At 45.8% G+C, this 12,014-nt stretch carries 8 protein-coding genes; 1 reads left to right on the top strand and 7 read right to left on the bottom strand.

The annotated features are described in order from the left end of the window. Window positions 1–8: 8 nt before the first annotated feature. The 7 genes from NIASO_RS17325 to NIASO_RS17295 all read right to left on the bottom strand — a co-directional run bounded on the left by NIASO_RS17325 (window position 9) and on the right by NIASO_RS17295 (window position 10,633). Window positions 9–1,322: a glycoside hydrolase family 28 protein gene (locus NIASO_RS17325; RefSeq protein ID WP_008588085.1), complete on the bottom strand. Its 1,314-nt coding sequence runs from the start codon at window positions 1,320–1,322 to the stop codon at window positions 9–11. Between the two features lie 18 nt (window positions 1,323–1,340). Beyond that, window positions 1,341–2,093 (bottom strand): rhamnogalacturonan acetylesterase, encoded by a 753-nt coding sequence (locus NIASO_RS17320; RefSeq protein WP_008588083.1) that lies wholly within the window; start codon window positions 2,091–2,093, stop codon window positions 1,341–1,343. 83 nt (window positions 2,094–2,176) lie between these two features. Continuing rightward, the gene (locus NIASO_RS17315; RefSeq protein ID WP_008588081.1) at window positions 2,177–3,802 is read right to left on the bottom strand and encodes a DUF4957 domain-containing protein; all 1,626 of its coding nucleotides are present in this window, start codon (window positions 3,800–3,802) and stop codon (window positions 2,177–2,179) included. Window positions 3,803–3,819: 17 nt separating this feature from the next. Further along, window positions 3,820–5,667: a RagB/SusD family nutrient uptake outer membrane protein gene (locus NIASO_RS17310; protein ID WP_008588079.1), complete on the bottom strand. Its 1,848-nt coding sequence runs from the start codon at window positions 5,665–5,667 to the stop codon at window positions 3,820–3,822. Between the two features lie 8 nt (window positions 5,668–5,675). After that, complete coding sequence (locus NIASO_RS17305) at window positions 5,676–8,912, bottom strand: SusC/RagA family TonB-linked outer membrane protein (RefSeq protein WP_008588077.1); 3,237 nt, start codon at window positions 8,910–8,912, stop codon at window positions 5,676–5,678. 134 nt (window positions 8,913–9,046) lie between these two features. Beyond that, window positions 9,047–10,204: a pectate lyase gene (gene pelA / locus NIASO_RS17300; protein WP_008588076.1), complete on the bottom strand. Its 1,158-nt coding sequence runs from the start codon at window positions 10,202–10,204 to the stop codon at window positions 9,047–9,049. 225 nt (window positions 10,205–10,429) lie between these two features. After that, window positions 10,430–10,633, bottom strand: coding sequence for a hypothetical protein (locus NIASO_RS17295; protein ID WP_008588074.1), 204 nt, complete (start codon window positions 10,631–10,633; stop codon window positions 10,430–10,432). A 127-nt stretch (window positions 10,634–10,760) separates the two neighbouring features. On the opposite strand from NIASO_RS17295, the gene NIASO_RS17290 reads away from it, so the two are divergent. After that, a complete protein-coding gene (locus tag NIASO_RS17290) occupies window positions 10,761–11,912 on the top strand; it encodes a tetratricopeptide repeat protein (protein WP_008588072.1) in 1,152 nt (383 codons plus the stop codon). Window positions 11,913–12,014: the final 102 nt, after the last annotated feature.

Here is a 12,014-nt window from a genome sequence, read left to right as displayed (position 1 = left end):
AAACTCCTTTATCTCTTTCTGCTCTCGAATACCACGGCCGCGTTGGTAGTGGCTATTTTGTTTAATCCTTCTTTGGTGGTGAGCGCACAGTCATCAAACCGCACCTTGTTTGCAAAGAAAACACCAAACGGGGCGCTTGCCGTGATGGTCACCTTCTTAAAAACAATATTGGATGCGGGCGCTTCCGGCAGTCCCCAAATGAGCCCCGCACGTTTTCCGTTTTGCGTGGTGGCGGTTATATTCTCGAAGGTAATATCCTTATATACGGGTGTTAAATCCGTCAATGGTTCCCTGGCATAACCAGCCGCTATTTCGGGTGTGATCTTTTGCAGGTTCCTGAATTCCTTTTCCTTTGCCATATAAGCGCCGTATATCAATATAGGCATCCCCACATTCTCCATTTTAATATTCCGGTAAGTAAGGTTTTGCACCACGCCGCCGCGGTCGCGGTCCGATTTTATGCGGATGCCGCATTCGGTATTGGTGAAGCTGCAATCCTCGATCAAAAAATTACTAACGCCGCCTTTGGTATAACTGCCTATCGACAATCCATGACCATAGCCATATTTACAATTTTGAATATGCACGTTGGAGGTGCCGCCACCACAGGTGAAGTTATCATCCCCGGTACTGATATCGCAATCTTTGATCAGTATTTTATTTCCTGACACATCACATGCATCTGTATTATGGCTTGGGTTCAGCGGATCGTCTGAAGCCGGTGCCCGAACCGTTACTTTATCTACGGTAACATTATTCGTAGCTTTTCCGCTGATCGCAATATGAAACATGGGCGCATTCATAAGGGTTACCCCCCGGATCAATAACCGCTCACAATTTTGCAGGGCGATCATCCGGGGACGTTTTACGCCTTTATCTTTATAGGCCGGCCACCACGGAGCGCCCTGCCCATCGATAGTGCCGCTGCCGGTGATGGCCACATCGTGCAGCTTTGAACCGCTGATAAAATCCGTTCCTGATTTAGTGCCGCCAGGGTACCTGTCCATAGGCAATAACCGAAGTACGGCGCCTGAATCAATCCGGAAATTGAGACTACTTTTAAACTGCAAAGGACCGCATAAATAAATGCCGGGCGGAATGATAACCGTTCCTCCGCCGGCTTTGTCAGCCGCATCGATGGCCTGTTGTATTACGCCGGTATTATCTGTACTGTTATTGGCAATTGCGCCAAAATCCTTTATACTAAATTTTTTACCGGAGATATGCGGCAGCTCCGGCGCTGAAAAATTTGCCTGGCCATACAGTTGGTTAAAAAAGAAACTACTGAAAAGAAAAGAGAGGATACACCAGCCTGTTTTCATGATACAGATTTTTTATTGCTATTTCTTCGTTACCGGTTTTATGATGTGCTCCGCCAGGCCCGGCAGCAGGGTGCGAATATCTGCCAATACCCGTTCCGCAATTTTGCGGGCCCCCAGTTCATTGAAGTGCGTATCATCCGCTTTCCCCCCGGGATAATTGGGATGTTCGCCTGGTTGCAAATGGTTAAACAGGAGCTTCGAATTTTCGACTCCCAATTGCTGATACAATTCCTGCGCCTGGTGATCCAGGTCTATCAGCGGCACCTTTAACGCAGTGGCAACGCTGCGCACAATAGCCGAGTACACTTCATGCGTTCCCTCAATTTTCCCTGCCGCATTAAATTTTCTTCTGGCCACAGGCGTGATCAAAACCGGTTGTCCTTTTTTTGCCCGCACTTCAGCCACAAATCGCTCCAGGTTATTTTTAAATTCAGCCTCCGTTGTATACGTTTTTTTTGTAGGCACTTCATCATTATGCCCAAACTGGATCAGCACATAATCGCCCGCACTGCAGTCTTTCATGATCTGATCCCATAAGCCTTCTTTACGGAACGAGGACGTGCTCCGTCCGTTCCTGGCAAGATTCACCACCTGCACCGTGCTGTCCCAGAAATATACAAAGGGCATGCCCCAGCCCGTTTCAGGGTAGGCTTTTGTTTCTTTTACTGACATTGTTGAATCCCCTGCCAGGAAGATCTTTATCTTTTTAGGGGGCAATAAAAATGACAACAGCGGAATGGCGATAAGAATTGTCCGTATTTTTTTATTCATTTTATTTACAAATCTAATACTACTTTTTTTGATTGCCGGTTATCGTCGTTGCAAGGCTAATTGTTTCTTACAAAAGCGCACGCTTATTGCCTCCAGCGCGGATCTCCGGAAGTTTGTTTACCGGGAAAACCGTTATCCTTTATAAGAAAATTTGCCGCATCCGGGGCAGTAAAAATATCTGCGCTTGTTTTAGTATAAGGAGTGTAGCTGGGCGTCATGGCCGATGTACTCGTTTTCCACACAAAATCGGATGTGGTATAATTTCCTGAAGACAAAATAACCGTAGCGGTATTAACACGGAATCCGTAAATATCATAAGCGGGAGGTGTTGCCGTACTGCCTTTTGCCCTTCCCAAAATAACATTATTGAATTCGATACCACTTTTCGGGTAAAGGGTTGTGCCATTATAATCTACAATATATGCGCCTGCTAATACTGCATTATAGAAAGTGCTGTTACTTATAATTATTTTTCCCGGGGAATTATTTTTACTGACAACAAATTTATCTGCATTATAGATCGTTGAATTATTGAAAGTAAAGTTGTTTACGGCTGCAGTGGCATCATCTACCGTCATTACACCGTAACCGCCAATATTGTAAACTATTGAATTCTCAATCGTATACTTGCCAACTACAATTGCCCCTCTGAAACGCCCTACCCCGCGTACATCGCGAATAATACAGTTATCAAACAGCAATTCATCAATATTAACGGTTGTGCCGCTTGGGTTAAAGAGGTATTTTCCCGCCGCATCGTTTGAATATAGTTCCAGGTCGGTAAATGCCAGCTTTGCAATATTTGCATTCGCTGCTATATTAAAATTGCTGATCCCCGTAATTCCAATCTTAGCTTTGGCTGAAACCAACGGATCTGATCCGCTCATTATACCCAGCGATTTTGAAAACGTCAGCGCCGAAGGCAGCTCATAGGTGGCGCCCCTTTTCAGAATAATGGTAGTGCCGGCAGCTACCGTATCCACAATTGAACCTAAATTAACGGTAGCCGGATCCACGCGCTGCAGATCCAGGATTATTCCGGATAGCTGCTCTTTGGTTGTGTAATTGTTGCCGCCTCTGAATTTGGTTCCGCTATACAATTCAACCGTATAAGAAGTCGCCGGCTTCAATCCATCAATTAACAGATACGCGTTGGATATATCCGTTGCGGACAATGTTACGGTGCTAATAACGCTCTTATTATCCGGGTTGATCACTTTTACGGTGGTTACCGGGTCTCCTTCGTTCCTCCATTTAAATAAAATACTGGTCCAGCCCACATCGGAAGAAGCCGGGGTTTCCACAATTGTTGGAAACCGGGGTGTTTTGATCTGCCCAAAATCGGCCGGGCGCGAATCTTTGGAAGGATCTGTCGGATGCAGGGCTGTTACCCGAACCTCGTAAAGCTGTTCCCATAAAAGACTGTCGATCGTTGCCGCCGTAGTATCTGTAACGTCTAAAGTATTGGCAACGGTCTTAAATGAATCAATACTTAACTCTACCTTGTATTTATTTGTTTCCTTGCTTTGCTGCCAGGCCACATCAATATAATTTCCAAGAGCCGCCAGGCTGCCTTTTATAACAGGCCTGAACAGCCGGGGGGCGTCCCCCGCCAGCTCGGGTTTCCATTCTTTATTGCAGGAAGCCACCAGTATTGCGGCGAATGCTGTAGAAATCAATACATATTTAATAAATGATCTTTCTCTCATTTCATACAATTTTAGGGTTAGAAGTTATAACCTTCATTTTTCAACATTCCTCTGCTATCACTGACCGTGGAGCTGTGCAGCGGCAGGATATAGGGTACAGGGGCATTGCCGGCATCATCCTTATAGCCTCTCCAGGACCGCAGGATATAGTCGGCAGGACCGGCGGTTGTGGCATTATACAACCCCCGCATCCAGGTAACGCGGGTATAGCCATTGGGGTTATCCCCTTTAGCCGGGCTATCCTTTAAAGGGGGCGGTGCAGCAACCTTTCTAAAAATACCCCCATACCATTCAATGGTTTTATCGGCCCTTACCCGGTAATAAAGGTAATCGGGCAAATAATCATAGGGGCCGGCCCCGTTAAAAGTATTCTCTCCCATCTGTGCCAGTTGCCGTTTCGTTTCTGCAATCTTCTTACCAAAAAGATTCCAGCGGATGAGGTCATAATGGCGAATACATTCCCCGCCAAGCTCCCAGGCTCTTTCATTGACCAGTGCATTAAAGAAAGCATCTTTGCCAGTAGAAACGCCCGCCACATAAGCATCAACTTTTTCCGGCCAGTAGGCACTGTTAAAAGCCCTTTTACGCACCGTCTTCAGCATTTCAATAGCTTCACCGGTTGGGCCGCCGTTCAATTCGTTCTCGGCTTCCGCCAGCATCAGCATTACATCAGACAGACGCATAATGGGCCAGTTGATCCCGGTGCCTTTTGCTGATGTAGGGCCCGAAGGGGCGGGTATTAAAAGCCGGCTCCAGTTTCCTATTCCCAGGGCAGTAACAGCAATAGGCGTCTGAGTCAATGTTTTATCATATTTAACAAAGGATACTATTTTGGTCAGCCGGGTATCCAGCGTATCAAAGCTATACGCATAGGCCGGGTTCAACGGTTTATAAGTGGACCCCGACCCGTAAACATGGTCGCCGGCATCCACCGCTACCCCTATATTCCAGCCCACATCTCCAAACCCTTGCGGAAAGGCCACTTCATATAATATATCGGACTTACTATCCACCACCCATTTGCTCTCATTGTCAAACACCGCAGCAAAGGATGGATTCAGGGTACGGCCCCAATCATGCACCACTTTGTAGGCATAATCGCGGGCAATCTGATAATATTCTTTATAATCATCTTTTCTGCGCATGACCATATCGGGGTACAACCAGTAACCTCCGCGGCACAACGCCAAACGGGCAATAAGGCCCTGAACAAATTCCCGGCTGATCCGCTCCACACCAAAAGGCAATTCTGCCGCCGGCTTCATTCCGCCTTCCACACCGATCAGATCTTTGATCAAATAGGTTAAAATAGAATCCCGGCCGGTACGGGGTAAATAGATCTTTGAATCGTCTCCGCCACGGCTGGGTACTATACGAAAAGGAATATCGCCCCAATAATTTATCAGCCAGTAATACCATAGTGCCCGCAGCGCTTTGGCTTCTCCCAGCAACTGTTTCATATCGGGGTCATTAGCCATGGGCGATTGCCCGATCCCTTCAATTGCAATATTTGCTTTGTTAATGGCATTATACCCGTTTCCCCAAACGGTTGACAAATCCCCGTTGGCATCGGTGGTTTCCATCGCCCAGATATCCCGGCGGGAATTATCCGGAGCGGCGCCCACACCGCCTACTTCCACATCCGTATTGGGTATAAATGAATCGGACAAACGGGAAGTGAAGGCATCCTGGTTAAACAAGGCATAGCTTGCATACACTCCTTTTACGGCCTCCTGTGGGTTGGCATAAATATATTCCTGGGTAAAATTCGAAGGTGAATCTGTATCTAAAAATTTCTTGCAGGAGCTGGCTGCAGTGGCAATACAAAAAACTGCCAGCGTATATATGAGTAATTTATTGTTCATAGCTGCTATTATTTAAAGTTTAGATTTAAACCGAAAGTGAAGGTCCTGCTCTTGGGATAGGCCGAATAGTCGACCCCGGGTGTTAAAGCAGCATATGCGCTGCTACGGGTTGTAGACACTTCCGGATCGTAACCTGTATAACTGGTAAACACAAAGGCATTGTAAACGGTCCCAAAGAAGCGAAGCGTGGAGATACCCACTTTGGAGGTCAGCTTCCTGGGCAGGGTATAACCCACCGTTACAAAAGTCAGGCGCAGAAAAGAACCATCTTCAATAGCATCGGTTGTAATAACGGGGGAAGCCGTGCCCATTGAAAATGGCGACCATACTTTTGCATTTTTGTTCAGGGCCGCAAGGTCCTCCAGTGAGCTTACCAGTTGGCCCTGGTCATTAATGTATTTATACCGGTTGTCAGAATTCATCCGGTCAGAGATATTGCCCAAAGTGGTACGATACAACATATTGTACTGGATGCGCCCGGTGTTGTAAATATCATTTCCATATACCCAATTGAAAAAGGTGCTCAGATCAAAATTTTTGTATTGTGCATTTAATCCGAAGCCGCCGGAGTGTTTAGCAATGGCATTACCGATCACCTGTCGGTCTTTATCGGCTGTAATTTGTCCATCACCATCCAGGTCTTTTAGCTTCATGGTACCCGGGCGCACGCCGATAGTGCCGCCTAAAATGGTTGCAGCCGGAATACCTTTTTTTAACTTATACTGTCTGGTTGCCGGATCATAAGATTCAAAATCATCCGTAGTATAAAATCCATCTGCTACATAACCATAAATCTGGCCTATGGTACCTCCTACTTTCAATAAATAATCCTGTTGTGTTTTTAAATCCGTTCCCGCCCAGTTAGAGGCAAAGAACCGGGTATCGTTACCATCCAGTTTATCGATCCGGGGTATATTACGCCCGATATTAAAGGAGGCGCTCAGGGTAAAATCTTTCTTTGTAATAACCGGAGCATTTAACCCGATTTCAAATCCTTTATTAGAAGTTTGCCCCAGGTTAATCAACTGGGTGGAAAAACCGGCATCTTTCGGAATGGCATTATCAATGATCAATCCCTTTATGGTGTTTTTATACACATCAATCGTTCCGCTCAGTTTATTATTAAAAAGGGAAAAATCCAGTCCCGCATTTCTTGAAACGGTGGTTTCCCATTGCAGTTTTGGATTAGGCAATGAGGTATTGATGAAATTGTAATAAGGTGAAGACACATTTCCAACTCCATAAGTTCTGTTTTGGCTGGGCCCGAATAAAAAACGCCAAACATCATTGGTAATACGGTTATTACCGGACTGGCCGTAGCTCAGTCTCAACTTCAGATCATTTACAAAAGACACGTCCTTCATAAATTTCTCATCGATCACCCTCCAGGCCACTGCAGCGGAAGGAAAATATCCCCAGCGGTTCTCGGGAGCGAACTTACTGGAACCATCGGCCCTTAAGGTGGCGAATAAGATGTACTTACCCATGAAGGTATAGTTAGCCCGGGTAAAAAACGAAAGCATATTCTCTCCCCTTAGTTCCCGGGTTTCTACCAGGTAGGGGGTTCCAAGCGCCATATTGGCAAATAATACATCCGGCGAGGTGCCTAATTCAAAATTTGTTGACTTGTTAGTGGAACTGCGGCCGGTGGCAAAGTTGAGCTCCTGGCCTAAAAGCGCCGTTAACTCATGTTTTTTATTTTTGATAATATTTAAATTAGCCGTATTTACCCAGCGGTATGCATCAGAATTGGCCGTACTGATTTCCCCCAACGGCAGTGCATTTCCAATATTGCGCGATTCACCCGTGAGTGGCCCCCAGTACCGGAGGTTTCTGCCGGTGCGCAGCGTAGCCGCCAGTTCAGAGCGCAGGTTCAGCACCTTTAACGGATTGTAGGTTAATGCCGCTCCAAGGCTCAAATCGCGGCTGGCGCGCTGCCGGTAATCCTGCTTGGCAAGGTCCACCGGGTTTATCATACTCCTCAGGAAATTATCATAATCATCTTCGCCGTCTGATGCCGATATCGGATCAAGCACGATCTGATCCGCCAAACCGTTTATTGGTCTTGTTTGAATACCATCCGAAATGCGCACACTGGAAGAACCCGAGGTACCGGCGCCATCAATTACGGTATTGGTGAAGCGGGCAGACAGGTCGAGTTTCAGATTTTTATATAATTCATGGTTCAGCTTAAAGTTAAAATAAAGCCTTTTCTGACCTGAATTCAACATCAGCCCTTCATCATTATTATAGGTTCCACCCAAACTTACTTTTGTTTTTTCTGAGCCGCCGGATATTGAAATATTATGTTGAGAGGATCTGATCGCTCCACCGAACAACTTTTGCTGCCAGTTGGTTCCGGCCTGGTATTTATAAAGCTCCAGATCATCATACTCCCCAAAATATTTCGTAAAATTCTTATACTCATCAGAGCTGGTACCCCTAACCATCCCGTATTCATATTGCATTAAGGCAAATTCATATGGAGAAAGTACTTTTAATTCCCTGGGCATATACTTGCTCTGGAAAAAATTATTGTAATTGATAGTCGTTCTGCCCGCCTTGGGTTTTTTGGTTGTTACAATAATAACACCATTAGCCCCCCTGGAACCATAGATAGCCGTGGCAGAAGCATCTTTTAACACATCAATCGATTCAATGTCGGAAGCCGCAATATCATTCAGATTATCAACAATAAATCCATCCACAATATAAAGGGGTGAATTATCCTGTGTAATGGAACCACCGCCCCGTACCCGGATTACAATTTCAGCGCCTGGAGCGCCGTCAACGGTTGTCACCATTACGCCCGGCAGGCGCCCTGTTAACGCTTCAGCCACATTTACAACAGGGGCTTTTTCCAATTCACTGCCTTTAATTGAACTGATCGCTCCTGCCAATGATTTTCGCTTTGCTGTTCCGTAACCGATTACAACCACCTCATCGCCGGCAATAATATCTTTAATGAGACCGATTGTCATGTTCCCGACAGCAATTGCCGTTTGGGATACGTATCCTGTAGAGCTAAAGCGTAGTTCGGGAGTTCCCGGGTCCGGTACCTTGATCTTGAACTTACCGTTGGCGTCCGTTTGCGTGGCAACAGAAGAGTTTACCAGCGAAACGGTCACTCCCTGAAGCGGCTGCCCGGTTTCATCCAGCACCGTTCCATTAATACTTTTCGTCTGCGCAAAAGCTCCGCTGCACAAAAAGAAAAGCATAAAAAGCAATAAGAAATTTTTATTCATATGACATCTATTTTATCCATTTAATAATGCAATCGGTTTCATAAAACAAGTCTAAAAATTTTAACTACTGCATAGTAGGATTGTTCCCGCAATCGTCGTTAAATAAGGCCATTAGCCGGTTTTGGTCATTCCGTTTATTTCTTTTTAACTTCCGCTGGCATCCATTTCCTTTGCCATTTAGGATATTGCTCCAATGCCTTTTGGGGCCCATAAGTATACCAGGCATAGCCATCGCGACGCTCCCGCTCTACTTCAGCAAGGCTGTACACCACTTTACTATCCCGGTTACAAAACAACGGCCGGTGTGTTTTTAACTCATAATAACGCGTCCAGATGGGCGGCGCCGCGCTGTCCACAACTACAACCCTATCCGTTTTTGAAACCCGGAAGGGCGTATTCATTGTTTCCGCCCGGACCGTTTGCACCCGCGTATTGTATATTTTGGACGCCTCAAACCATTGCACCGCGTTTTGCACGGCATGCACCACCCGCTGATCGGGATGATCGATGCTCATTAAAAAAAGTGTAAGGCCCACGCTTTCCCCGTTACAGATACTGGGTGGCTCAAACTTGCGCGCCCAGGCGGGCTGCAGCGTTACCTCATTGTATTGCTGGCACCAGCCGGTTAACACCCCGCCGTCAACAATTTGTGTTTTAAGGATACAATCGATCCCTTTCTCATAAGCCGTTGCCAGCCGTGCACGCAGGTTTCCTTCAACAAACGCATAGAGCGGGTCATTATCATTGATCGCTTTCAGCAGGCGCATAATCCCTTCCATAGCGCCGTCATTATAGGTAATGCACCGGCTGTAATTATTTTCGAGCGGATAATATTGCGGCCAACCGCCGTTATTATATTGGGCCGACAGGATGTACTGCAACCCTTTTGCTGCTCCTGCCTTATATTTTCCCTCTTTTGTGGCACCATACGCTATGGCCAATGCCCTTATCTGTGTATAACCCGTTCCGTTATCAAAAGTGGTGTTCAGGATATGCCTGGCTGCGGCAACTGTTTTTTGCTGCGCATCAGTTAGTATCGCAAACATGTCATAGTTTTTGGGCCAGCCGCCATTATCCTTTTGAAACAATAATATATTGTCGGCAATAGCAGCTACATCAGTGGGCTTATAGGCCGGTTTCCCCGGACTGGCGTTGATCACGTTCTTTTTATCGGCAATACCGTACCAGTGCCGCGCATTATCGCCAAAAGGCTCAGGATCGATTTGTACGGTCTGACCATAAACGCTGCCCGCCAGCAGCAAACAAAAAAATGTAAACAATTTTCCTTTCATACGGCAATCGCTTAAGCAATAAACTCTTCGGGTTTGATTTATACACCTGATTATCCAGCAGCAATCCCGGCTAAAATAAAATAAATTGATAGCTCCGCCTCAAAAATCTACGCAATCGTTGCCATACAAAGAATGATAAAACGGGAGCCGGCGGGTGCCTGGGTGTAAAAGAAAACCCGCTTCCGGACTAATCCGGAAGCGGGTTTTTATCGATTCATTTATTCTTTACCAGTCTTGTTTTGCGTTGCCCGCTTTTATTGCGGCCAGCGCTTTTTCCTCACCTAAAAGAGAAGTCAGTTTATTTCCTTTACCATCATGTCCTTTTGCGATGTATCCGCCTTTAGCCGTGCGGGAAATTACAGCATCCTGGATAGGAACATTCTTTTCTTTTGTTTTCACATTGTAAGCTGTAAGAGTTGCATCTGCCATAATTAATAATTTTTGATTTAAAAAAATGAAATTACGGGTTTTTATCTAAAGAATCCTTTAAATATCTGCGGGAAAACAATAGTACAACTAATTTTTTAGTTATATTTACCTGGAAAAGCTATTATTTATGAAACTACATGCCATATTTATTTTATTGATTATCATACTGTTTGACATTTATTGCCCTGGACAGACCTCTTATGACCGGTCGAAATTGCAGCGCTTTTACCAGGACCTGGACAATGAGCAGGCGTTAGCCTATTTAAAAAGCATTCCGCCAAATACCGACGCAGAATACCTCTTTGACCTGGGTTATGCTAATTATATCAATGGTCAGACAAAAGAAGCCGGGGCAATTTTTACTGCGCTCTATCACAAAGACCGCGCGCTACCTGTTCCGCAACTATACCTGGCAATGCTCTTTGAGCAGCAACGGAACTATGACAGTGCTTTATTTTATTATAAAAACCTAACGCTGCTTTTGCCCAACAGTTATAAATACTGGCTGGCCGGCGCCCGGCAGTGGTCGCGTCTGAATCAAACAGACTCGGCTGTTTCTTATGCACAAAAAAGTTACAGGCTAAGTCCTGCATCAGGCAGGGTGGTGTACGACCTGGCCGCTTATTTAAAAGTGCAGAAGCGAAAAACAGAAGCGGAAAAACTTATTGATCTCTTTCTTAAGCAGGACACTACTTATGACCCGGTCATTGGACAGAAAATAACCCTCTGCTTTGATGCAAAACGGTACAAAGAGGCTATACAATGGGGGGAACTATACCGGCGAAGGGAGGCAGATGCTCCACTCCCGTATATAAGCCTTCTATACAGTTATCTTAATACCAATAATCCGGACAGCGTCATCAGCCTGTATAAATGGCTGGGGTTAAAAAATATGATGGCGGAAAGTATTGCATACGGCGCCGCTCTTGCCTATGCCACCAGGAAGAATTATAAGGCCAGCGATTCTTTGCTTTCCGAATGTTTAAAATTAAATATACAGGAGACGGCGGTCACCTACCTGCGGGCAATGAGTAATAACGCCACTGCTCTGAAGAACTATAAACAGGCGGTAGCTTTTTATGATACCGCTTATTATCTTTTCCATGATCCGATCGATCTGTTTTTTGCAGGGAAGGTATACGATAAACACCTTCATGATCCCGCAAAGGCAGCGGTATACTACCAGAAGTTCCGGGTGGTGTGCCCCCGGCCTTCCGACCCCGATGAGGTAGCCATTACCCAATACATTAAGGAATTTTTGCCTCCCCGGAAAAGATAAACCCCTCCCCGGCCGACCAGCAAACAGCCCAATCAATATTAGTTGAAAGTCGGAAACACAGGGTGGCCCTGGATAAGAGATTTTTACGGGCACAACAGCAGT

This window comes from Niabella soli DSM 19437, assembly GCF_000243115.2.
Lineage (GTDB): Bacteria > Bacteroidota > Bacteroidia > Chitinophagales > Chitinophagaceae > Niabella > Niabella soli.
This window is presented reverse-complemented; position numbering and strand designations above follow the sequence as displayed.

Bases quoted from the DNA above. Each gene is read 5' to 3' on its own strand.
- NIASO_RS17310 (WP_008588079.1), bottom strand. From the start codon at position 5,667: ATGAACAATAAATTACTCATATATACGCTGGCAGTTTTTTGTATTGCC.
- NIASO_RS17315 (WP_008588081.1), bottom strand. From the start codon at position 3,802: ATGAGAGAAAGATCATTTATTAAATATGTATTGATTTCTACAGCATTC.
- NIASO_RS17295 (WP_008588074.1), bottom strand. From the start codon at position 10,633: ATGGCAGATGCAACTCTTACAGCTTACAATGTGAAAACAAAAGAAAAG.
- NIASO_RS17325 (WP_008588085.1), bottom strand. From the start codon at position 1,322: ATGAAAACAGGCTGGTGTATCCTCTCTTTTCTTTTCAGTAGTTTCTTT.
- pelA (WP_008588076.1), bottom strand. From the start codon at position 10,204: ATGAAAGGAAAATTGTTTACATTTTTTTGTTTGCTGCTGGCGGGCAGC.
- NIASO_RS17320 (WP_008588083.1), bottom strand. From the start codon at position 2,093: ATGAATAAAAAAATACGGACAATTCTTATCGCCATTCCGCTGTTGTCA.
- NIASO_RS17290 (WP_008588072.1), top strand. From the start codon at position 10,761: ATGAAACTACATGCCATATTTATTTTATTGATTATCATACTGTTTGAC.
- NIASO_RS17305 (WP_008588077.1), bottom strand. From the start codon at position 8,912: ATGAATAAAAATTTCTTATTGCTTTTTATGCTTTTCTTTTTGTGCAGC.